The sequence below is a fragment of the Candidatus Poriferisodalis sp. genome, assembly GCF_965215815.1.
GTDB lineage: Bacteria > Actinomycetota > Acidimicrobiia > Acidimicrobiales > Poriferisodalaceae > Poriferisodalis.
On the sequence record NZ_CBDCEO010000013.1, the window covers coordinates 665,906 to 688,235 of the forward strand.

A 22,330-nucleotide genomic window follows, 5' to 3' on the forward strand; every position below is an offset into this window, starting at 1 on the left:
GTGAGCCGAACTCAAGGCGATTCTGGATCGATGGGTTGATGAACGAGGTCAGCGACGAAGCGACGCCTGGAGGCTCTCGTACGCTGGGCGGCGTGCTGGCGGTGCTGATTCTCTTGCTCATATCGGTTCCGCTGCTGGAGCTGTACGTGATCGTGCAGGTCGCCGGCGGGCTGGGCGCTGGCCAGACGATCGTGCTGTTGCTCGTCGTGTCGGTTGTGGGCGCCTGGATGGTGCGCCGATCCGGGCTTGGTGTGCTGAACCAGATCCGCACCCGACTGGCCCAGGGCGAGCTTCCCGGCAATGAACTGGTGGACGGACTGCTGATCTTGCTGGCCGGGGCGTTCATGCTGACGCCCGGCTTCCTGACCGACGCATTGGGCTTGCTGCTGCTGTTCCCGCCCACCCGGATCGCCATGCGCTCGGTGCTCGTGCGTCGCTACTCCAAGCGCATCTCGGTTGCCGGGTGGTCTGGCGGACCGAGTGGGCCCGGTGGGCCCCGCGGGCCGAGCGGACAGGACGGACAAAGCGGTGCTGGACGCTCCGGTCCCCCGCTGGACGCTGAGAGCTTCTCCGACGACGACGACGAGCCCTTCGCCTGAGCCCTTCGCCTGAGCCCTTCGGACCCGGGGATGTCCCGGGCGCGGCGCCGCGGAACGACTAGAACTCGTTTATGGAACCCAAGGACCGGCTCCCGATCGGCGTCTCGCTTCTGGCACTCGCTGTAGCGATCGCAGCGTTGGTAGTCGCCGTCAGCGACTCCGACAGCGACGACGCCGTCGACGAGTCCGAGACAAGCGTCACGGTGTCTGCGCCAGCGTCAGCGTCAGCGACGACTCAAGCATTCCAGACCACCACCACGGTACGCACCGTTCAGACACTGGCCCCGACGCCTACGACAGCTGCCTCGTCCTTGGTCGTGACAGCCACGACGGCTGCTGAGTCGGACGGGATGGCCGACGAGATGCCCGACGATCGCCTAGTGCTGGCCGTCGTGGGCATCGGCTACGACAGCACTCTGAACGTGCGCGAGACGCCGGGAGGCCAGGTCGTCGGCAGGCTCGACTCGGACGCTGTTGGACTAGTTCCCACCGGCACCACTCGGGAGGTGTCCGGGGCGATCTGGTACGAAGTGCACGCAGCTGGAGTTGTCGGTTGGGTCAGCGGCGGCTATGTGGCGCCGCTGGGTGCGACCGTCGACGGAACGACCGAGATAGTGGCGCGCCTGGGCGAGACGCCCAGCGCCGCAAACATGACGGCGTTGGGTCGGACCGTTGCGGGAGCAATGGCATCGGAGGAGCCCGAATCGCGTGTGAGGATCTCGGGTGCGCCCACCGTCGGCGACGTCGGCGAGATCACGATGGATGTCGTCGGTCAGCCTGACGATTCGGTCCGCGGCTTCCGGCTGAAGGTGTTCGCGACCCCCAATAGTGACGGAACGTTCACGCTCCGCAACGTCGAGGGCACCGTGATGTGCTACATCGATCGGGGCGTCGGCGCCCAAGGCCTCTGCAACTAGCGGCGGACCGGCTGGCGGGGTCGGGCATCTCAGGGGTGCCGTAGCCCTCGTCGACCACTCCTTCGGTGAAGAACGCCTCCCACCACAGGCCATTGGGGTCGGTGACCCACGACTTGTGCTGGAGCTGGTAGCCGCACACGAGGTCGTCCTGGTCGGCACGGGACAAGTCGGCGGCGTCGATGTGGCCCCGCATCTCCTCGAGTTCTTCGTGCGATTCCACCTGGATGCCGTAGTGGGCGGAGCCAGGCGGTCCGCCGCCGTGGACATCGAGCGAGAAGTTGATGCGCGGGTCGTCCAGCATCCATTTGGCGTAGTCGGTTCGCCGCAGGGTGGGTTCGACGCCGAACAGCCGCGTGTAGAACTTGATCGACTCGTCGAGGTCATCGACCTGCAGCCCGATGTGCATGCGCCGCATGGCCCGCACGATAGGTCACTCGCCGGGGCCGATTCGCTTGCCGATATGCCGGCTAACTCGACTGTCGGCTCGCCAGCCAATTCGCTGGCCCATTCGACTGCCGCCCGCGCGCGGACGTGCGCTCAGGACTTGCCGCCGATCGCCCGTGCGACAGACTCAACGCCAGCCGGTGCCACTCAGCCGGCAGCACCCGCCGCCAGGAGACCGCCCATGCCCTATGCCCCCGCCAACCTTTTCGGATCGAACGAAGTCAGGCTGTACTACGAGACCCACGGCGACCCAGCCGACCCGGCTCTGCTGCTGGTGAACGGGTTCTCGTCGCAGATCCTCGGGTGGTTCGAGGGGTTCCGGGAGCAGCTCGCAGAGCGGGGGCGATTCGTCGTCAGTTTTGACAATCGGGATGTCGGCCTGTCGACGCATCTCGACGGCGTCGAAGTGGACCTGGCCGCGGTGACCAAGGCATTCGCTGCGGGCACGGCCATGCCGCCCGTGCCGTACACGATGTCGACATTCGGCGACGACGCGGTGGGCCTGCTCGACCACCTGGGGATTCCCGCGGCGCACATTGCCGGTGTGTCGATGGGCGGGATGATCGTCCAGCAGATGGCCATCGACCATCCCGAACGGGTGCTGTCGATGACCTCGATCATGTCGACCACGGGTGAGCGTGGGTACTTCGAGGCGACGCCGGAGGCGATGGCAGCGCTCACGGCGCCATGGCCGACTGATCGCGAGGGGTTCATCGCCGCCGGGGTCGCCTCCCGCAAGATCAGCGCCAGCCGTCGCTACTTCGACCCGGATCTTTCCGCCAAGTTGCTGGCCGACTCCTACGACCGCATGTTCTATCCCGAGGGCCTCGACCGGCAGATGGCGGCCGTCCGGGGATCGGGGCACCGGGCCGAGGGGCTTCGCAATCTGGCGGTGCCAACGTTGGTGATCCACGGACGTGAGGATCCGTTGATCATGCCCAATGGCGGTGAGCGCACCGCCGAGCTTGTGCCGGGCGCCAACCTGCTGCTGGTCGGCGACATGGGCCACGACCTGCCCAAGCCGCAATGGCCGATCATCATCGACGCCATCATCAGCCACACTGCTCACGCCAGCCCACGTCGGTGAGATCGACCTGAACCGGGACATGACGACATGAAGTTCCTGACATGAACCTCCTGGCCTTCGCGGCCTCCAATAGCAGCCAGTCGATCAACCGGCAGCTCGTCGACTACGCCATCCGCCTGCTCGGCGATGGGCTGGTCGAGGGCGTCCCGGCCGGTGAGGTGGAGGTCCGCACGATCGACCTGAACGACTACGAGATGCCGATCTACAGCATCGACCGCCAGAACGCTGATGGGATCCCCCAGCCGGCCCACGACTTCTACGACACGATCGGCGCCGCCGACGCGCTGCTGATCTCCTTCGCGGAGCACAACGGCTCCTACACGGTCGCCTACAAGAACGTTTTCGACTGGGCGTCCCGGATCAACATGCGCGTGTACCACGACAAACCGATCGTGATGCTGTCGACGTCGCCCGGCGGCGGTGGAGGCGGTTTCGTGCTGCGGTCCGCAGCCCACCTCGCCCAGTACTTCGGCAACGAGGTACTGGCCAGCCTGTCGATTCCCAGGTTCGACCAGAACTTCGACACGGCGGCGGGGACACTCTCCGATCCTGACCTCGACGCTCAATTGCGAGACGCCCTCGCCACGTTGTCCGGCGTCCACGATCAGTCGGCCGATGGCGCTGAGACGTACTTGCCGTCGACGAGCACCGGCGGCCCGGACTGAGCACTCGGATCGTGGGTACGGTGAACCGTGCCTGACCCAACCGTGCTCATCGTCGGCGCAGGACCTGCCGGTCTCGCTATGGCGATCCTGCTCGGGCGCATGGGGCTCGACACGATCGTCGTAGAGCGTCGCAGCGGCGTGAACCCCCATCCTCGGGCTCGATCGGTCAACGTCCGAACCGCCGAGCTGATGCGCCAGTGGGGTCTGCTCGACGAGATCGAAGCCGTCAGCCTGCCCCTCCCCTGGACCGAGCAGTTTGTGTACTGCGAGACGTTGGCGGGCCCCGAAATCGGCCGCATCACCACGTCGATCCAACCCGTCGTGGACGGCGTCGAGGTCTCGCCGGCACCGTGGCTGCTGACGTCGCAGGATCGAATCGAAGAGATCCTGGTCCGCCATCTCGAAAACGATCCCGGAAACCAGATCTACTGGAACACCGAGCTCGCCGATGTCACCCAGACCGCCGATCACGCCGTCGCCACGGTTCGCACCCCATCGGGCACCCGCGACATCACTGCCCGATGGCTCGTCGGGGCCGACGGCGCCGGATCGGCAGTCCGCCGCAGCCTCGGCATCGAGATGACCGGCCGCGCCGGCTTCGGCACCTTGATCAACTGCCAGTTCTACGCCGACCTCGCAACGTGGACCGACCATCGTCCAGCCGCCCTGTATTGGACGACCCATCCCGCCCGCAACGTCTTCCAGAAGATCGACACGAACAACCGCTGGCTGTGCCAGATCGCCTACGACCCCAAGACGCTCCGGCCCGAGGACTTCACCCCTCAGATGGCGGCGCAGTGGATCCGCCGTTCGGTCGGGGTCGCCGACCTTGACGTCAACGTCACCGATGTCATCGGGTGGGTCATGTCATCGACCGTCGCCGAGAGGTTCACCGACGGGCGCGTGTTCCTGATCGGCGATGCGGCCCATCAGCTCCCGCCCACGGGCGGTTTCGGCATGAACACCGCCATCCAGGACGCCCACAATCTGGCGTGGAAGTTCGCGCTGGTCGCTGGGGGCCATGCCGGCGACCGCCTTCTCGACACCTACCAGGCCGAGCGGCCCCCCGTTGCGGCCTACAACGCTGCGCGCTCGCTCGAGAACGCCCGAAGCGTCGGGAGGATCCGAGGCGTGTTCGAATCGGGCGACGCAACCGCCGAGCAGGTGCGCCAGGCCCTCCAGGCGTCGGCTCGGTACGGGAGATGGCTCGGCATGGACCTCGGGCTCCACTACGAGCAGGGCTGCGTCATCAGCGACGGCACTGCGCCGCCCCAGGTGGACGACCCGGTGACCGACTACGCCCCCACCGCCCGGCCGGGACACCGTGCTCCCCACCTCCCGATCAACCTCGACGGGGCAACATCGACCCTGGATCTCTACGACACCCACTTCGTGCTGCTGTGCGCTGCGGACGTTGACGGCGCCCAAGACAGCGCCCATCCGATACTGCATGTGCTGCAGCTCGGCGTCGACCTCAAGGACCCTGGCGGCCAGCTCGCTGACGCCCACGGCATCGGCAAACGAGGCGCCGTGCTGATCCGACCCGACGGCCACGTCGCCTGGCGCGACCCCGAAGCGACGAGCACCGCCGCAATGGCTGCGCTCGACACCCTGCTCATGCACTGAACGCCGGACGCCGGACGCCGGAGGCCGGTGAGACCAACGATTTCGCCGCGCACTGCAGACCTCGCCGCCGGCAACCCCAGACGAATCAGCACGCCTCGACAACTCACGACATCCGAAGGCGTAGAGGGCCATCAGCTCTGGGTCCCAACGAGCGGCCTAGGGCTCCCACAGGAGCGTGTCGGCCATGAACTGGCTCCAGGCGAACCAGAACGACTGGTGACCTTCAATCTCCGCACCGGCCGCGTCGACGGCCCGCAGCCCGCCCCCGTCGAGGTGCAGCGTGACACCGCCGAGTTCCACCGTCCCGCCGCCTTCGAGAGCAGCCACCGCTGCGTTGACGGGAAATGCAACAGGGGTGCCGTCTTCAAGCACCACGCCGAAGACCTGGTCGTGGACGCTGAGGCGACCGTCGACGTCGCCGACCGGGAAGATGGGCCCGCGGTCGTCGCGGCCGCCCAGCGGGTCGAACGGGTACGGGCGGCCGATCCCCCCATCCTGGGCCACGATCGTCGTGTCGGGATGGGCGGCCTTCCACTCGCCCCAGGTGGTGGTGACCACGGTTGCCTGGGGCAGCACGATGCCTTGCTCACGGAGGGGTCCCGAAATTGCCCGGCCGGTGAAGGTGTTGAACACCGACTTGGTGACGAGGTCGTACATCACCTTGTTCGACCGTGACAGCAACCCTGAGGTCCGCAGAACCGGTACCGCCACCCCGTCGGGAACAGCATCGGTCAAGTACGCCTGAGCCGAACCGCACAGCGTGCAATACGGCATGCCGATGCGGCGCCCGCCGAGCGTGTCGTTGATCATCTCGTGGATTTCCATGATGTGGCGCGGGTATGCCCGGGCCTCATCGCCGATGACGACGGCGAACACGATGCCGTCGTCGGGGTACCACGAGCCTGCGGAGGTGTCGGTGACCGCAGGGTCGTCTAGCGCCGGGATGCAGCCTCGCGGGCACGGGCGGGCGTCGCCGAGCTGGCGGTTGTCGATCAGCACCCCGCCCCAGCTCACGATGCGCCAATCGATGTCGGCATCGGCGTCATCGAAGAACGGCTGCCAGCCCGGCTCGACCAGCGTGAACAGCCGCTCCTTGTATTCGTCGTAGCCATCGAAGGCGGGCAGATCCCATGCGAGCAGGTGATCGGTCACGGACTGCCACGAGCTCCTGAGGGCCACGGGGTCTTCGGCCAGCCTCGCGCCCGTCAGCGACTGGAAGGCCGAGACGGCCCCGTCCGCGATGTCGCCACGAGGGAAAACCTGAGCAGGTCCGAGAGAATCCAGGCCAGTCTCGGATCACCCGACTGGGCGAGCCTGGCGACGGTAAGGCCGCTGAAATTGACTTCGGTCTGGAAACCGGTCCAAAGGAACTCGAGGTCGTCAACTGCGGTCTGTGGGATCGGGCCCGTCGGCACCTCAGGTGCGGGCGGGAACTCGTACCCGAGGTGGTTCCGCAGCGCCCCGCTCTCTCTTGGGTCCAGCAGCACGGCGTCCGACTCCGATCCAGCCACCGACGCCGAGGTGCCAGCCGAATCCGCGGACGGGGCGATCTGCTGTGCGGGATCCTCGGCCGCCTCAGCCACCGATGTCGGAGTCACGGCCGATGTCGGCGTGTCCGTGCCGCTGCTAGCACACGCTGCGGCCAGCAGTGCGGCTCCGACCAGCGGGGCGAAGAAGCGGAACCGCACGCGGCCACCCTATGACGCGGTGAGGCTGTAGATGCCTCGCCTTTGTTAGCTCCGGCCGTCGAGGTGGGTCCCCGCTGGCTCGTAGCGTGCCGCTCATGCTGGAAGGCAAGCGAATCGTGGTGACCGGGGCCGGCGCAGGCATCGGCGCAGCCATTGCAGCCACTGCCCGCCGATACGGCGCCGTTGTGTTCGGCGCCGACATCGACCCCGACACTTCCGTCGATGGGCACTACGACGTCGCTGACGAGGCCGACGTGGCCCGGCTGTTCGAGGCTGCCGCTGAGCAGATGGGTGGCATCGACGGTCTGGTCAACAACGTCGGTATCGCTGGCCCGACGGGCCAGGTGGAAGATCTCGACCCGGCGGAGTTCGATCACTGCGTGCGCGTCAACGTGGGCAGCACCTTCCGATGCACTGCCGCCGCAGTCCCGCTGCTGGGCGACGGGGGCTCGATCGTCAACATCGTCTCGACGGCCGGCATCTTCGGCTACCCGCTTCGCAGCCCCTATGCCGCATCGAAGTGGGCGGTGGTCGGCCTGACCAAGACCTGGGCGATGGAGCTCGGCGAGCGCCACATCCGGGTCAACGCGGTCTGCCCCGGCACGGTCGAGGGCCCACGCATGGAAGGCGTAATCGAACGGGAAGCAGCCGCCACCGGCGCCACCCCCGAAGCGATCAAGGCCGGCTACACCGCCCAGGTGTCGATGCACACGCTCGTCACCGGCACCGACATTGGCGAAGCCTGCGCCTGGCTGCTCTCGGATGCCGCCCGCTATGTCAGCGGCCAAGTCCTCAGCGTGGACGGCAACACCGAAACCCTGCGCACCGTCTGACCGGGAGTCGCCACAGCGTCCTTGTTGCCCAGCGCGGGTGGCGTGCTCACGCCTCGACGAAGCCGTCAGCAACGCGGTCGTCAGCAAGACGGTCGTCAGCAAGACGGTCGTCAGCAAGACGGTCCTCGGCACAGACACGGCGCCACCAGCCTGGTCCCGCGGGCGGCTATGAGCCCCCGCTAGGAGCCTGCGTCGACCGACAGCGTCGCCGAGTCGGCAGCTACGAGGTCCGGGTCGATGTCTTCAGGCTCAGCCTGCAGCTCATGCGGGCGGCTATGAGCCCGCGTCGGCCCACAGCGTGGCTGAGTAGCCGGCTTCTAGGTTCCGGTCGATGTCCTCGGGTTCGGCCTGCAGCTCGTGCTGGGCGGCGAGGATCTCGCCCGCCGTGGGAACTTCTCCCTCCGGCCACGTCGAGGTGTCCCAGATGTTGGCCCGCAGCAATGCCTTCCCACAGTGGAGAAAGCACTCGTCGACGTCGACTACCACGGCCGTCTTGGGCACCCGATCCCCCACTGTTGCCGCCGCGCAGATGTCGGGATCAGTCGTGAGCGATGCAGTGCCGTTCACCCTGACGGTGTGGTCGCTCCCGGGCACGAAGAAGATCAGGCCGATCTGGGGGTCGTCCAGGAAGTTGGTGTAGGAGTCGAGACGGTTGTTGCCGCTGAGGTCGCCGAAGGCCAGGCGTGCCCCGTCATCGAGCACCCGGGCGAACCCAGCCGGCCCGCCTCGGGGCGATGCGTCGGTCCCGCCCGGACCGTGTGTCGCCAGCACGCACAGCGGCGACCTCGCCAGAAAGCGAGCCGATTCGGCATCGATAGCGGGGACGTTCTTGCTGGCCACCAGCTTGCTCGGCTGGCGATAGATCTCCCGCAGTGCTGTGGTGTCGGTGACTCGATTGTCCATTACTTGCCCGCTCCCTCTTGCCTGCTCCGTTTGCCCGCTCGGATTCCGAGTCTTGCTTCCCGCTGATGCTTCCCCGCTAGCGCTTCCCCGCCTTGCGGCCCAGCTTCGTGACCGTTCGACAAGTGCCTGACGGTATCCCGACCACTGGGTTCAGCAGATCTGTTTCGTGCTGGGGCGGGCGGGTGTGGGGGGTGGCGCTGGTGTGACTGTCCACCCAGTGCCGGGCGGCACTGGTCCGGTCGGCGGGTGCAACACCAGATTGTGCTCGTGGAGTCGGTGGTGGTGGCTGTGGCAGAGCAGCGCGAGGTTGGTCGGGCAGGTGGGCCCGTCGTCGATCCAGTGCTGGATGTGGTGGCCATCGCAATGGATAGGGGCTCGCTCGCAGCCGGGCCACACGCAGCCTTGATCGCGTGCAATCAGCGCCCGCCGAATCGCCGGTGGAATGGTGCGCGTGGCTCGACCGACGTCGAGCACTTCGCTAGCGCCGCCCATGACCACGGGCACGACCCGGGCGTCGCACGCCAGCTTGCGCAGCTCGGCGCTGCTCAACTCCGTACCGGTCTCGGTGACCGCGCAGACACCAGGTGCTGCCAGCAGCGGCGGCACTGCACTGGGTGTGTTGTTTCGGAGATTGTCGAGGCTGGTAAGCACGATCATCTGCGTCGAACTGGGCACAACCCAGCTCTCGATGTCGGCGTTCGGGTTCGTCTTGGGCCCGTCGGCTATGCCTGTGTCAGCAGTCGCGCCGCCGATCGCCGATCCGCCCATCGAACCGTCGCTGAAGGCGGCGTCGCCGTCGCTGCCAGTCGCCGATCCGCCCATCGAACCGTCGCTGGAAGCGGCGTCGCCGTCGCTGCCGGTCACTGATCCGTTTCTCGAGCCTTCGCCTGGGGCGGCTGTGCCTATTGGATCTGCGTCTGTCAAATCATCGCCCAATTGGGAGCCTGCACCTTGTGGCCCTTCTGCGGTGAGCAGTTGGGCGAGCGCGTCGGCAGCTCGATGGGCGACGCTGCGTCGCTGGGACTCGGGCAGGTGTTTGTCACTGCGCCAGTTCCGCTGGATCAGCTGCATCAAGCGGCGATTGATCCGATCGCCGGTGAGCGGTTCGAACTTGGCCCGCAGGTGCCACATGCCGTCTCGGGGATCGATCCACATCGACGCGTACCGGGCGGCCCGCAGCCGAACCCGCCGCTGAGTCTCTGATTCGCTGCGCCAGGCGGCCTCCGCAGCGCGCACAGCGCGACGTGTCTGGTCTGCTGTCTGGGACTTGGCGCCGGTGCACAGCTCGCTGCGCACTTCGTCGGGCACCTCGGCTGTGGCGACCACGGCGGCCTGATCAGCGTTGATCGCCCCGGACGCCAATGCATCAGCCACCTGCGGTCGGTTTTGCAGCGACACAGCGTCGCGTTCGACACGGCGCGCCGCTGCGCCGCTCAACGCCGTCGCGCTGGCCAGCGTCTCGGCCACTGATGCGTCCCCTCGGCGCACGTGCAACTCGCGCCGTGCTGCCTCGGCCGCGAGGGCGATGCGGGCGCCTTCGAGCGCATTGAGCGCACGCTGGACCTGCTGCGTGGACCACACCAGATCTCCGTCGCCCGCAGCGCGCACCGCTTCGCCGCCGACCAGCGGACCCTGCAATAACGGCCCCACCACTGCGCCAACCGCGTCACGCACCTCGCCCGCCCCGCACCGCTGCGCCAACCGACCACGCAGCTCCGGCAGGCACACGCTCTCGACCGGCCGGCGCGACGGTCGCTGGCTGCCGCCAATGATCTCGTGGGTGCTTGAGGCCATGGCTGTCACCGTAGAAGGGAGGTGTGACATCAATAGGAGCATCACTGGACCTCCCCAGCAAGCGTCCCCCAGCTGCTCAGCCGAGGCCCGTCGATGGTGGTGGCGGTCTTGGCGGTGGCGCCCCTCTCTACCGATGTCAATCACCCGGCGCCGGTCCTCGAGCACGTTCAGCCCGCTCGCACCTTCGTCGGCACATTGCTGGTCGTTCAGCGCCAGCCCGCTCCCATCACATCGGTCCAGAACGTCATCATGTCCTCGACGAACAACGGCGCCAGCTCGGGGCTCCCGCCGATGTGGGCGCCACGCACGGCGTATCCCGCCTCGAACGCATACAGGAACCCGTCGAGATCGACCAGTTCCGGATCCGGCTCGTCGGAGGTCGGAAGGATGAAGGCGCCGTCATCACTGATGTAAAGCGTGGGCGCCGCGGGTGCCACGGCCGCGTCGGGAATGTGCTCAAGAGGCGTCGTGCGGTCGAAGCTGTGGCGGGCACCACCCACGATCCGCACCGTCGCATCGCCGCCCCCGACCCGCATGGCGTGGACGTGGGCTTGGACCTGGGTCGGCGAGCACCAGTCGTCGAGATCCCCGATGATCGCCCGCACCCGAGTGCCGCCGACAGCGGGATCGACAAACTGGTGTCCCGACCAGGGATAGGCGGCGTAGACCCCAGCGAGCTTCGGAGCATCGGACGCTGCCGCAAGGTGCACCGAAGCGGCGTTCAGCACCGCCGAGCCGCCCCGGCTGTGGCCTTGCGCGCCGATGCGGGCAGCGTCGATTTCGGGCCGGGCCGTCAGCAGCTCAGCCGCCGCAAGCACGTCCCAGGCGCTGGCCGCAAACGAATACTGAGCCTGATTCTCGACGGTGCTGACGACGCCGCGGTTGCCGAAGGGGTCGATGGCGCACGCTGCGATTGCGGCGTCGGTGAGCTCGGCTGCGTATGACAGGTGGTGCTCTTGGAGCCCGAGGCTGCCCGGGGCAATGATCACGACCGGGTATGGACCGGGCTCGTCGGGCTGACCGGGCTGACCGGGCTGACCCCGCTGATCGGCCCCAACGGACCGACCGGCCCCGTCAGGCAGAAAGAGCTTCCCCCACAGGTTCTGGCGGGGCATCGCCGCGGTGTCGGATATCGCCTGAAAGAAGCTCTTGGGACTCGCCGACGGGATCGCCAGCGCCTCGCCGACCAAACCATTCGTCAGGCAGAAGTCGTCGTCATAGAAGTCGTCATAGACGGTGTCGTCACCGGCCACCGCGTCCCCTCCCCTGCGCCTGAGGCACCCTAAGTCGCGTGGGGAATATCCAGGCGCTCATTGCGCTCGAGGCCGCGCCACTTCAGCCAGCAGCCTGAGGCGCGAGAGGCGGTCGTCAAGGCGATCGCGGACGATGGCGCTTGCGCTCTTCATGATCGCCGAGGGGCCCGGGGAGACGTGGTGACGCCATCCCAATGCGACATCTGATGGGCCGAGAGCGAACAGGAACGCCGTCCGGGACGATCTGAGATGTGCGCCACACTGACCGCCATGGCCGACTGCTGAGCGGCTCCGCCTGCTCCGCCTACCACGGCGTGTCGCGCGGGCCCGCCCCGACATGGCGCAGGTAGGTCAGCGCCGCGGCGACGCCTACCTCGGTCAGCGCAAGGCGCCGGTCCTGCCAATCTCCGCTCTCGACGACCAGGTCACACGCCGTCCACGCGCTGAGCGACTCGCTCAACGCCCACGACACCTCCATCGCCGACGGCATCTCTTGCACTCCGCCGACGGTGGATGCCCAACTCATGTCCACCGCCACCGCGGCCACCGAGGTGGTCAGCTCATCGTGAGACAACTCGCGGCCGCGGTCGATCAAGTGCAGTACCGCCGTCTCAGCGACGAAGCCATCCCAGCCCGACGGCGCGAGATGCCGGGTGAGCCTGTCCCACGCCTTGTGCCAGTCCGCGGTCATCTCGGTTCCGGCAGCGGTCCGTCGCAGCAACGTCTTGCGCTTCTGCAACGCACCGGCACGCTGCAGCCACCGTCGAAGGTGATACAGCACCACGTCGTCGGTCTCTGTGCGAGGCGGCCGGTCGAGCTCGTAGCGGTACGTCCAAGGCCGGTCGCGCTGCACGGACTGCACGAACGCCCGCTTGAGATAGCCAGCCTGAGTCAAGGTCTGCTCGTCACCGAACCGTTCGAGCAGCCACAGCACCGGGCCAAGCGATTCCTGTGCACCCGCCGGCGGCTCGACCCGATGCAGCAGTCGATTCGCCACCCTCGCCCGCGCCGCGGACAACTGCTCGCTGCGCCCCTCCACGGCGGCGATCCACCGCTCGAGCCGTTCGGTGATCACCGCTGTTCGCCAGGACTGGCCCGGCAGGATCGGGTGGTCGCCGTCCAGGGCTGCCGTAGCGACGGCGCCTTGGGCTGACCGCCAGCCGCGGCCGCCCACGGCGAATTCCCCGGCCGCAATAGCCCGTTCGAGCGCATCCTGCGCCGCCGAGCGTGCAGAGGCTTCCTCGGGCCCCATCACCGAGCTCCACTCAAAATCGGCCAGGTCGGGCGGATCGATCCCCGAGCGCTGCATCGCCTTACGCAGCGCCGAAATTCCCTCGCTGTCGCTGCGGTCGAAGGCGGCATGGACGGCTGCGGTCTCCGGCGACCGGCAGATCGCCGCATATGCGTGCAGCCCCAATTCGTCGAGCAACGCCGCGGCCGCCCCCGCCAACTGGCCCATGTAGCCGACCTCATCGGTGATGTACTTCGTGGGCACGACGTACCACAGCCAATGCTGCAACCCGGCCTGACTCAACACGCCGGGCCCCTCGCCCCAGGTCAACGACTCGTACACATCGCCGGCCTCGCGAGCCACTTCGGGATCACGCGCCGCGATGCGAGCGATCGCGTCACTGACATCCTGCTCACAGAGCGATGACGTCTCGAATCGATTGCGGGCCGTTTCTGTCACCGGGCCATCCTGCCAACTGCACACATCCCCAGCGCGTTGGTTGCCGCGGCCACGACCGCACGGAGAAGTCAGCGTCGGGGTACTCGGTGCGGTTTCGACGTCTGCGCAAAGCGTGCAGACGTCCGAAGACCTCCAAGTTCGGACGCGATGAGCTGTTCCTCGTTTGCGAGCACGACCAGCGTGGGACGCGACTTGACGTCTCGGGTGCCCGGCCCGGCTCGCCGAGATACCGCGCGGCCCAGCGGACGGCGCTGTACCTGTCGCTTCGGGTGTCGGAGAACCTGGCCTTCTTCGGCGGCCTCTACGGCCTGCGGGGCAGGTCGCTGGCAGAGGCGGTGGCGAAGATCGTCGACCTGTTCGATCTCGACCCGCTGTTGCGCCGCGCCGTCAAGGACTTGAGCGTCGGCCAGGCGAAGCTGGTCCACCTCGCAACGGCCGTGATCCATGAACCCCCGCTGTTGCTGGTCGACGAGCCGACGGCGGGTCTGGACGTGTCGGCCCGCCGGCCAGTCATCGACAGCATCCGCAGACTCGCAGCCCAAGGCACCGCTGTCATCTTCAGCACCCATTACCTGGAGGAAGCATCCGAAGCGTGCGACACGCTCGTGATCCTCGACCACGGCCGGCAGGTCGCGGCCGGCCCGCTTGAAGACTTGCTCGCGGCCAACGGTGACACGGCAACGGTCATCCATCTCAGCATCGGCGGGCCGGCTCACTCAGTCCCCGCTCTGGCGTCGCTGTTCGCGCTCATGGGGACCGCGTCGATGGGGTTCTCGTTCTTCCGCGAGCACGGGTGGGGCACCTGGGACCGGCTGCGCATCGCCCCGATCCGCTCGATCCACATCGTGGGAGGCAAGGCCATCCCGATGCTGGCGGTGACCGTATGCCAGCAGCTCATCCTGGTCGCCATCGGTATTGCCGTGTTCAACCTCGACGTGCCAGGCGGCCCAGCCCAGGTCGTCGCAGCCGCACTGGCCTGCTCGGTGATGTACGTGACCCTGGCGATCGCGTTGACGTCGCTGTGCCGCACCATGTCCCAGCTCAACGCCGCCTCGATGCTGGGCACCATGGCGGTCGCGGGCGCCGGCGGAGCCATCGCACAGCTGGCGGCGCTACCGGGCTGGGTGCAGGCCATCGCCCCAGCCAGCCCCGTGTACTGGGTGATCGACGCCCACCGCAGCGTCCTCACCGGCGAGCAGGGCTTCGGCCGCGCCATCGCAATGCTGATCGGGTTCGGCGTCCTGTTCACCGCCGTCACCCTGTGGATGTTCCGAGCCGAGAAGGCAAAGGAGAGCTACCTCGGCGAGTGAATGCGAAGACGGCAACTGGCGGTGCCGCCGCTCGTAGCGTTGCTCACTCCATCCGTCGACGAACTCGTTGCGCCGTCATGAATGCCAACGCAGGCGGCATCTAGGGTTGATTGATGGCTGTCCGTTGGGTTGATGTCGACGACTCATGCGACTCCCGCAGCGGCATCGAAAACAGAGCTGAGCGTGATTTCTCCAGTTACGTCTCGGGAACCCTCAATCTCTCGAATCCGTAAAGGCTCACCCCATGGTTCCTGCTGTACTTGCACTCGTTGGCGCTCTGCTCGGCCTTGCTGCTGGTCCAGCAGGCCTCCCGATAGGAGCCGCCATCGGCTATCTGATCGGACGAGATGTTCAGTCTCGTGGGCTGCGCTCTCGCATCGAATCGCTCGAGCGGACTGTCGAGGTCCTGCGTCACTCTCCTGCTCCTCCAAAGACCACGGATGAGCCGGAACCGCCGCCCGGCGTGTCCCAGCCCGATCCGGCACTGCCCGAGCCCGAACCAGAACCACCGAAGCCAAGACCTGCTCCACGCCCCACGCATCGGCCGGCGCCAAGCCCCGCTCCGCGACCTGCTTCACGGCCCGCTCCATCGCCCGCCACCGTGCCCCGGCCTGCGGTGCCCACACCAAGGCCACCGCAGGCGCCTCGTCGACCGGCGAAGCCGCCAGAGCCCAGCTGGGTCACCGTTGCTGTTGCCCGTGCACGCACTTGGCTGCTGACCGGCAACTCCCCCGTGAAGATCGGGATCATTCTCTCGCTGATCGGGCTGGGATTCCTGCTGCGGGAAGCAGCAGTCCGAGGCTGGGTGGACCTCACCATCGAGATGCGCCTCGCAGCGGCAGCCGTGTTCGGGTTCGCCTTGCTGGCATTCGGCTGGCACCAACGAACGAAACGTCCCATCTACGGCCTCAGCCTGCAGGGCGGCGGGATCGCTGTCCTGTACTTGGTGACGCTCGCCTCGTACGCCTTGTACGACCTGCTGGGCGCGCCGGTGGCTCTCGCTGCTGTCGTGCTGATCACCGTTGCTGCCGGCGCGCTCGCCATGGTCCAGAACTCGCTGACACTGGCGATGCTGGGACTCATCGGCGGCTTCTCCGCTCCTCTGCTGGCCTTTGCGTGGCCCCAAGACCACTTCGAGGTGTTCGGCTTCTACGCGGTTCTCGGCGTGGCCGTGGTCGCCGTGAGCAGGCTGAAGGCGTGGCCGACACTGGTGCTGTCGGGTTACGCCTTCACGTTCGTCGTGGCCGGGCTGTGGCTGCTTGCGAGACAGGACCACAGCGACTGGGTGCAACTGCAGCCATTCGTCGCGTTCTTCGTGCTGTTGTACGCACTCGTCCCGTTGGTCTGGCCGCCGGTTGCGTCCTCACGCCCCGAACCCATCGGCTTCAAGGACGCATGGAACGCGCCGCTGGTGTTCTGCACGCCGTTCGCAGGGCTGGCAATGCAAGCGCTGCTGGTCGGCCATTTGCGCTACGGCGTGGCAATCAGCAGTGCCGTGCTCGCCTTGGCGCACGTTGCATTGCGCGAGCTGGCCCGCAATCTGAGACCCGCAGACAAGCAACTCGTGGTCGCCTATACCGCACTCGCCGTGGCGTTCAGCGCTACCGCTGTTCCGCTGTTCTTGGGCGCGTCCGCCACGTCAGCCATCTGGGCTGTGCAGGGCGCGATGCTCGTGTGGGCCAGCGCACGATGGGGCTCACGGCTGGCGCTGGTGGGCGGCGCTGTCCTGCAGGCGGCCGCTGCTGTCGCGTATGTGGTGCGAATTGCGGCCGCTTCGACCGACTGGGACTCTCCCGCGGTCTTCGGGTTCTGGGCCGAGGCCACGCCTGTCCTCAACCCGTACTCGCTCGGTGCGTTCATGCTCGCTGCCTCCGGGCTCGCCAGCGCGGAGTTTCTGCGCCGCTCGTCGCATCTCGAAGATTGGCACCCATGGCCGCAGAACATGGCGTTGGTGTGGGGCGCCGGCTGGTTCCTGTTCGCCGAGACTGCCGCTGTCTGGCTGCGACTTGGGCTGATGCCCGCTGTCGGGTTGTGGGCAGTGCAGGGTGCTGCGCTGATGTGGGTGGCGTCGAAGCGCCGTTCGATGCCGGTTGCTGTTGCCGGCATCGCCATGCAGGTCGCAGCTTCCATCGCGGCAGCACTCAAGATGGCCGACGATGCTGCCAACCTGTCCCCTGGCTCGTTCGAGTTCTGGGCAGATTCGACCCCGTTTGCGAACCAGTACTTCGGCGTAGCTGTTCTGCTGGCCGCGTGCGGCATCGCGAGTGCCGTGATCATCTACAGGTCAGCGTCAGCGCTCGAAAATGCCCGAGTCCCGATGATGTGGCTGTCGTTGCTCTGGGGCGTCGGCTGGTGGCTGTTCGCCGCTGCGGCGCAGCTGTGGGTGTTGACCGACGACTACCGGCTGTGGGCGCTTTCGCTGCTGGTGATCGGCACGACCTCAGCGGTGGTGGTCGCTGGTCGGGCGCTGAAGTGGGCTGAGCTCGAGTGGGCCGGAGTGCTGATGCTGCCGACTCTCGTGGTGGCCTTGGCGATCGCTGTGATCAGCAAGGACTATCCGTCTGCTGATTGGGGCTGGACAGCATGGCCGTTCATGATCTTGGCGTACGCAGTGTTCCTGCGCACCGGTGGGGACAAACTCAAGGCCGCCGGCCTCTACGGCGGCTTGTACTGCGTCGTGAGCGTGTTCTTGGCCGCTGAGGTCTACGGCCAATTGGCACAGGTCGCCGATGGGGAATGGCCGCTGTACGGGGCTGCGGCCGCGGTCCTGCTGTGGCTGAGCGCCTCCTTGCGTGCGCGCCCGCACGCGTCATGGTTCGTGGGTGACGGCTGGCGTTGCTGCCTGCTGTATGGCATCACGCCGGTTGCGTGGACTGCTGCTGCAGGCGCTGGCATTGCTGTGGCGCTCCACCACGGAAGCGTCGACCCGCTGCCGTTCGTGCCAATTCTGAACCCGATCGACATCTTTGCGGCAGCTGCGGTGCTCGTGATGCTGCGGTGGAAACGAGAGATGGTCGCGGAGCTGTCCGCCGATTCGGACGGCCTGACGCCGGCAGTGGAGAGTTTGCTGCGCGTGGCTGCGGCACCATGGCTGCCGGCGCTGAGCGCAACGGGCGTGGCTGCTCTCACGATGACCGCCGCACGGTCTGTCCATCATTGGGCGGACGTGCCGTTCGAGCTGAGATCGCTCGTGTACTCCACTGAGCTGCAGGTTGCGGTGTCGATCCTTTGGGCTGCGACCGCGTTGGCTGCGATGGTCGTCGGTATGAGAACCGCCGACCGGCGCATCTGGATCGTCGGCGCGTCGTGGATGGGCGTCGTGGTGGTCAAGCTGTTCTTGATCGATCTGGCGAACCTGGCAACGCTGCCGAAAGCCGCTTCGTTCATCGGCGTCGGATTCCTGCTGCTGATCGTTGGTTATCTGGCCCCGGTGCCGCCATCGCAGGCCAAGGGTGAGGAACCAGTTGACGAATCCGATGACGAGCCACGAACACCGGGCAGTTCCCTGACAGGCGGTGCTGACAGGGGTCAAGAAGCCCGGTGACCCGGTGGTTCTCCAGGGGCATGTGCGCTGGCCCCGGCTCGTCGTCCGCTGGTGAGTACCAACGCGTGATCGATCTGCTGCTCGCGCTCGCGGAGGGCCTCACGTCCTGACATGAACGAATTCGACCCCCGACTGATCGCTCTCGCCCCATGACTACCGCTGACGGTTGTCAGATTCGGTCACTATCGATTCGGAGCGCTACTCAAACACTTCCAAGCGATCGCTCGTCAGCAGGCGGCGCGCAGCATCGAGAACACCTTCGGCGGTCTCGAGGGCCTGTTGGGCGTCGCCGGGGTTGACGCCAGGCGAATCTGCGTTCGGATACTCGGTCCGGTTGCGACGTCTTCGCAACGCGTTCAGGCGGCTGAAGATTTCCATCCCGCCGCTGTCATTGAACTGTGCCCGAACGGCATCGATCACGGCGATGTGTCCACCCCGAGTCGTGGCCCGCAGCCCTTGCACGATCAGCAGCGCGGCAGCTGCCTTCCGGACAGCGTCGTAGGAGAGCTGAAGTGCGCCCGCAGGATCTTCAGTGACGCCCTTGCTTGCGAGTCCGATATGCGCCGTGGCATCAGCCAGCAGACGGTCCGCCATATTGGACGAAGGCGTTACATGTTGGAGCTCGCCGCCGACAAGCAAGCGCTCAACTGTCGAGCGACCCCGTTCCCAGGTCATCCCCGGATGCCTCGGTCTGCGGTGAGTTCTGCGAGCTCGACCGCAAGCTGCTCATCGTCACTATTAAGCACCACCAGCAACGGCCGCGACTTGACTTCTTCGATGAAGCTCTCGGCCGCAGATTCCCATTGCGAGCGGGAGCGGACCGTCGCATTGACCGGCATGCCGATCCGCCGCTCGACTCGCTCAGCGGCATCATCCGCCCGATCCCGGTCTGCGTTGCCGATCACGAGTACGTCGATGTCGTTGGGCGCCCGGCCATCCTCACCGAGATAGCGCGCAGCCCACGAACCGAAGAGCAGCACCGCGTCAGCACCGCCTACGTCACCGAACTCATCCGCTACCACCACCGGCACGCCAAAGGTGGCGAGGACGATGTGCCTCACCGCGTCGTGGAGAGGATGGTCCACCCTGGCACGAACCAACCTGACAGGGCCCAGCTTCGTGGTGGTCACGATCCCGGCTTGCTCGGCTCGCCGGATCTCCCGGGTGACCGTCGGCATGCTCGTTCCCGACCATGCGACCAGATCGGTGAGGCTGTAGCTCGCTTCCGGGTCGACAAGCACGCGCGCCAAGATCCGCCCCTGCGCATCCGAGCGCAGAATCGGTGCGAGCGATGGTGCCGGAACTTTCATAAAATGTATAGAACTATACGTTAAAGGGAAATGTGGAGTCCAGCAACTTGACGTCAGCCGTGCCGAATCGCGGTGCCACAATCGCCGACGACATGCACAACCCCGCCTGGCATTCCGTCGGCCTGGAATCCGTCGCGCGCCTGCGCTCCCTGAACCCCGCACGAGCCCATTTCGACCATGGCACCCGGGCGTACAAACCCTGAGGCCCCGAGAAACCCGACTCAGGCGTCGATCAGAACGCGACCATCCTTGAACACAGCAGCAATCTCCAGTTCGCCGCCCAGCTCTCCGACAATCGACTTGAGCAGTCCGAGCGACAGGCCGATCTCACCGCTCTCAATCTGGGAAATCGCCGATTGCGATTTGCCGATCATCGCCGCTAGCTCGGCCTGCGTCACTCCGAGCGCATGACGGAGATCGCCCAGCGCGTACGTCGTGATCTCGGAAACTGCGCGCAGCTTGGCCTCGTCGATTCGTCGAGCACGCTCAGGATCGAGCCGTGCCTCATCCCGCAGTTCTCTGAAATTCTTCGTGCTGGGCATCAGAGGAGTCCTTCGTCTCTCAGCTCGTCGAGTGTTTGGAACCACTGATGAAACTGGTCGGTGTACTCGACGTTCCAGGTTTGCATCAGCCGAACTTATATTAGCTCACCTGATACAAACTCTCGAATTTCCGAGGTTGATCCGGAATGACGCGCCGTTCAGGGCCAATTCCGGGAGGGCCAGCGAATGCTTGCCCTAGACGCTCGTCAGCAGCTCCTCACGTCGGCCGCTCGACCGAGCCGCCTCAACCGGCAGCTCGTCCCACAACTCGCGCTCGAGTTCCCGGCCGCCGGCCTTGGGCGTCCTGCCTCCCCCGAACCTCACCGCTGCGGGCACCTTGCGCAGGTGATCGATGCGGAAGGCGTACCGGCGAGTCTCGACGCTCACGCCTATCCACAGGTTCGACGGCCAGTCGAGCTCGCCTGCGAACCGGCCCAGCCGCTGCGCCCGCCGTTCGAGTCCGATGCCGCCGTGCTGGCCGGAGGGCACACGGCGTCGGCGGCCTCATAGTCTGGGTGCCGTGTCGGCTGATTCGCCGCAGCTCTGCAACAAGCAGCAGCTCAGCAACAACCAGATCAACAAGGCCGGTCGTGCTCTGCGCCGGTACTTCTTCAGGACCCAGCCGAAACCAACCGGCCCAGAGGCACGCTCCGCCCGTCCCAGTCGCAGCTAGGACCGACATGTCACCCAAGCCCCACACCACATATTTCCTCGTCGTATTCGACAACGACACCGGCCGACGCATCTCGCTCAACGCCATCGACGACCCGCACGAGGCCATCCGCCGCTACGACGAGATCGAGGACAGCTACCTCGACCAGCCCAGGGTCGAGGTGGTGCTGTTGGGCGCAGCCTCCGAGGACGCCATCCGCGTCACCCACCCTCGCTACTTCTATGACGGCTATCACAGCTCTGACTCGATCGAGTCGATGATGGCTCCCTTCAAGCACCTCATCGCCGCCAACTGACCTCAAACGCACTACCAGCGGCGCCGTTTCGTCGCCGCGACGGCCTCGGTGAGATCATCGACTGACACTGCAGTTCGGTTGTCTCTCATTGCGATTCGAATCGCTGTCCACGCAGTTGCTTCGACGGCCGCATGGGGCAGGCCACGGAGCTGCGTCCCCATCTCGTCGATGGGCAGCGGTCCCGACTTCACGTGCTTCAGCCCGCGTCCCAGGAGCATCCGGATTTCCCTCACGGTCGGAAGGGGGAACTCGACGACCTCGTCGAAGCGCCGCCAAAGCGCTCGGTCGAGGATCTCTTCGTGGTTTGTTGCGGCGATCAGCATGGCGGGACCCGTGTAGCCATCGAGCAGCTGTAGGAACGAATTGACCACTCGCTTGATCTCGCCGTGTTCGCTTGGGTCATTTCGTTCACGACCGAGCGCGTCGAACTCGTCAAAGAGCACAACCCACTGCGCAGAGCTTGTGTAGTCGAAGATCCGTCTGAGGTTGCCTGCGGTCTGGCCGAGGTACGACGACACGATCGCGTCAAGGCGAACGACGACAAGCGGCACGCCAAGCTCGGCCGCGAGAGCCTCAGCCGCGGACGTCTTCCCACACCCAGGCGGGCCATAGAAGATGACCCGGTTACGCCGAGGCACACCGAGCGCCTCGAGCCGGTTCCAATCGGGGACTTCCTTGGCGAGATCGGTCAGCGCCGTCACAACCGCAGGCCTGAGGACGAGGTTGGCGAGGTAGCGCTCCGGGCGTCGCACTGTCGCAAGGTCCCAGCCCTGATCGGGGTCGGTCGGCGGAGGCACGAGCCGCACATCGCCCTGACCGATGTCGATGGACTCGCCGCTGGCGAGAAGCTTCCGAAGATCACGCGCGAGCGCCACATGATGTCGCGCCTCTTCTTCTTCGATGATCGTGTTCGCTGCCCGACGAAACGCAAGTTCGTCGGCGTTGCGGAACGCGCGGAAGAGCTCCTTGAGATCACGGCCAGCCATGCGCTCCTCCGAGTCCGCGTCGCAGCGCCGAGGCTAGAACCGAGATTGGCGGAGATCGCTGACGTTTGATTTCGAGCCGGCCCCGCGTACTGGACGATCGACGCCTACCGCAGCGTGCTCGTCGGCGAGCCGGGGTTCGGCCAGGGGCCGTGGGGATGCAGGTCGGCTTCG

Annotated in this window: 22 protein-coding genes; 9 read left to right on the forward strand and 13 right to left on the reverse strand. The window is 66.5% G+C overall.

Features of this window, described 5'->3' with window-relative positions:
- The first annotated feature begins 38 nt into the window (after positions 1-38).
- Both ACOOHB_RS12885 and ACOOHB_RS12890 read left to right on the forward strand, forming a co-directional pair.
- Positions 39-599 (forward strand): FxsA family protein, encoded by a 561-nt coding sequence (locus ACOOHB_RS12885; protein WP_420445246.1) that lies wholly within the window; start codon positions 39-41, stop codon positions 597-599.
- 71 nt (positions 600-670) lie between these two features.
- Positions 671-1,516 carry an SH3 domain-containing protein gene (locus tag ACOOHB_RS12890; protein ID WP_420445247.1) on the forward strand — a complete coding sequence of 282 codons (846 nt, stop codon included), beginning with the start codon at positions 671-673 and terminating at the stop codon, positions 1,514-1,516.
- Here the strand turns inward: ACOOHB_RS12890 and ACOOHB_RS12895 are convergent.
- Positions 1,440-1,931 carry a VOC family protein gene (locus tag ACOOHB_RS12895; RefSeq protein WP_420445248.1) on the reverse strand — a complete coding sequence of 164 codons (492 nt, stop codon included), beginning with the start codon at positions 1,929-1,931 and terminating at the stop codon, positions 1,440-1,442. The genes ACOOHB_RS12890 and ACOOHB_RS12895 overlap by 77 nt on opposite strands.
- Positions 1,932-2,141: 210 nt before the next feature.
- Here ACOOHB_RS12895 and ACOOHB_RS12900 point away from each other — a divergent pair, with 210 nt between their 5' ends.
- Genes ACOOHB_RS12900 through ACOOHB_RS12910 form a run of 3 tightly spaced genes read left to right on the forward strand, consistent with a single transcriptional unit; the run spans position 2,142 to position 5,338 of the window.
- Positions 2,142-3,047 carry an alpha/beta fold hydrolase gene (locus ACOOHB_RS12900; RefSeq protein ID WP_420445249.1) on the forward strand — a complete coding sequence of 302 codons (906 nt, stop codon included), beginning with the start codon at positions 2,142-2,144 and terminating at the stop codon, positions 3,045-3,047.
- 41 nt (positions 3,048-3,088) lie between these two features.
- Positions 3,089-3,712 carry an NADPH-dependent FMN reductase gene (locus ACOOHB_RS12905; RefSeq protein ID WP_420445250.1) on the forward strand — a complete coding sequence of 208 codons (624 nt, stop codon included), beginning with the start codon at positions 3,089-3,091 and terminating at the stop codon, positions 3,710-3,712.
- 27 nt (positions 3,713-3,739) lie between these two features.
- The gene (locus tag ACOOHB_RS12910; protein WP_420445251.1) at positions 3,740-5,338 is read left to right on the forward strand and encodes an FAD-dependent monooxygenase; all 1,599 of its coding nucleotides are present in this window, start codon (positions 3,740-3,742) and stop codon (positions 5,336-5,338) included.
- A 156-nt stretch (positions 5,339-5,494) separates the two neighbouring features.
- Here ACOOHB_RS12910 and ACOOHB_RS12915 read toward each other — a convergent pair whose 3' ends face one another.
- Positions 5,495-6,490: a DUF3179 domain-containing (seleno)protein gene (locus ACOOHB_RS12915; protein ID WP_420445252.1), complete on the reverse strand. Its 996-nt coding sequence runs from the start codon at positions 6,488-6,490 to the stop codon at positions 5,495-5,497.
- Positions 6,491-6,543: 53 nt separating this feature from the next.
- Positions 6,544-7,026 (reverse strand): hypothetical protein, encoded by a 483-nt coding sequence (locus ACOOHB_RS12920; protein WP_420445253.1) that lies wholly within the window; start codon positions 7,024-7,026, stop codon positions 6,544-6,546.
- 95 nt (positions 7,027-7,121) lie between these two features.
- On the opposite strand from ACOOHB_RS12920, the gene ACOOHB_RS12925 reads away from it, so the two are divergent.
- Positions 7,122-7,859 carry an SDR family oxidoreductase gene (locus ACOOHB_RS12925; protein WP_420445254.1) on the forward strand — a complete coding sequence of 246 codons (738 nt, stop codon included), beginning with the start codon at positions 7,122-7,124 and terminating at the stop codon, positions 7,857-7,859.
- A gap of 273 nt (positions 7,860-8,132) precedes the next feature.
- On the opposite strand, the gene ACOOHB_RS12930 is transcribed toward ACOOHB_RS12925, so the two are convergent.
- The 4 genes from ACOOHB_RS12930 to ACOOHB_RS12945 all read right to left on the reverse strand — a co-directional run bounded on the left by ACOOHB_RS12930 (position 8,133) and on the right by ACOOHB_RS12945 (position 13,499).
- Entirely contained in the window at positions 8,133-8,762 is a 630-nt protein-coding gene (locus tag ACOOHB_RS12930) for an MSMEG_1061 family FMN-dependent PPOX-type flavoprotein (protein ID WP_420445255.1), read from the reverse strand.
- 150 nt (positions 8,763-8,912) lie between these two features.
- Positions 8,913-10,556 (reverse strand): DUF222 domain-containing protein, encoded by a 1,644-nt coding sequence (locus tag ACOOHB_RS12935; RefSeq protein WP_420445256.1) that lies wholly within the window; start codon positions 10,554-10,556, stop codon positions 8,913-8,915.
- A 206-nt stretch (positions 10,557-10,762) separates the two neighbouring features.
- The gene (locus tag ACOOHB_RS12940) at positions 10,763-11,809 is read right to left on the reverse strand and encodes a dienelactone hydrolase family protein (protein ID WP_420445257.1); all 1,047 of its coding nucleotides are present in this window, start codon (positions 11,807-11,809) and stop codon (positions 10,763-10,765) included.
- A 304-nt stretch (positions 11,810-12,113) separates the two neighbouring features.
- Positions 12,114-13,499, reverse strand: a complete 1,386-nt coding sequence (locus tag ACOOHB_RS12945; protein ID WP_420445258.1) for a hypothetical protein — start codon at positions 13,497-13,499, stop codon at positions 12,114-12,116.
- An 86-nt stretch (positions 13,500-13,585) separates the two neighbouring features.
- Here ACOOHB_RS12945 and ACOOHB_RS12950 point away from each other — a divergent pair, with 86 nt between their 5' ends.
- Entirely contained in the window at positions 13,586-14,809 is a 1,224-nt protein-coding gene (locus ACOOHB_RS12950; RefSeq protein WP_420445259.1) for an ABC transporter permease, read from the forward strand.
- 196 nt (positions 14,810-15,005) lie between these two features.
- Here ACOOHB_RS12950 and ACOOHB_RS12955 read toward each other — a convergent pair whose 3' ends face one another.
- Positions 15,006-15,224, reverse strand: coding sequence for a hypothetical protein (locus ACOOHB_RS12955; RefSeq protein WP_420445260.1), 219 nt, complete (start codon positions 15,222-15,224; stop codon positions 15,006-15,008).
- 201 nt (positions 15,225-15,425) lie between these two features.
- On the opposite strand from ACOOHB_RS12955, the gene ACOOHB_RS12960 reads away from it, so the two are divergent.
- Positions 15,426-18,353 carry a DUF2339 domain-containing protein gene (locus ACOOHB_RS12960; RefSeq protein WP_420445261.1) on the forward strand — a complete coding sequence of 976 codons (2,928 nt, stop codon included), beginning with the start codon at positions 15,426-15,428 and terminating at the stop codon, positions 18,351-18,353.
- Positions 18,354-18,551: 198 nt separating this feature from the next.
- Here ACOOHB_RS12960 and ACOOHB_RS12965 read toward each other — a convergent pair whose 3' ends face one another.
- From ACOOHB_RS12965 to ACOOHB_RS12980, 4 genes are all read right to left on the reverse strand, one after another.
- On the reverse strand, positions 18,552-19,028 hold the full coding sequence (locus tag ACOOHB_RS12965; RefSeq protein WP_420445262.1) for a HEPN domain-containing protein: 477 nt from the start codon (positions 19,026-19,028) through the stop codon (positions 18,552-18,554).
- Complete coding sequence (locus ACOOHB_RS12970; RefSeq protein WP_420445263.1) at positions 19,025-19,663, reverse strand: ArsR family transcriptional regulator; 639 nt, start codon at positions 19,661-19,663, stop codon at positions 19,025-19,027. Before ACOOHB_RS12970 ends, ACOOHB_RS12965 begins: the two co-directional genes overlap by 4 nt.
- Before the next feature lie 221 nt (positions 19,664-19,884).
- The gene (locus tag ACOOHB_RS12975) at positions 19,885-20,205 is read right to left on the reverse strand and encodes a helix-turn-helix domain-containing protein (RefSeq protein ID WP_420445264.1); all 321 of its coding nucleotides are present in this window, start codon (positions 20,203-20,205) and stop codon (positions 19,885-19,887) included.
- 195 nt (positions 20,206-20,400) lie between these two features.
- Positions 20,401-20,694, reverse strand: coding sequence for a DUF5131 family protein (locus tag ACOOHB_RS12980; RefSeq protein ID WP_420445265.1), 294 nt, complete (start codon positions 20,692-20,694; stop codon positions 20,401-20,403).
- A gap of 191 nt (positions 20,695-20,885) precedes the next feature.
- Here ACOOHB_RS12980 and ACOOHB_RS12985 point away from each other — a divergent pair, with 191 nt between their 5' ends.
- A complete protein-coding gene (locus ACOOHB_RS12985) occupies positions 20,886-21,173 on the forward strand; it encodes a hypothetical protein (protein ID WP_420445266.1) in 288 nt (95 codons plus the stop codon).
- A gap of 11 nt (positions 21,174-21,184) precedes the next feature.
- On the opposite strand, the gene ACOOHB_RS12990 is transcribed toward ACOOHB_RS12985, so the two are convergent.
- Positions 21,185-22,159: an AAA family ATPase gene (locus ACOOHB_RS12990; protein WP_420445267.1), complete on the reverse strand. Its 975-nt coding sequence runs from the start codon at positions 22,157-22,159 to the stop codon at positions 21,185-21,187.
- Between the last annotated feature and the right edge of the window lie 171 nt (positions 22,160-22,330).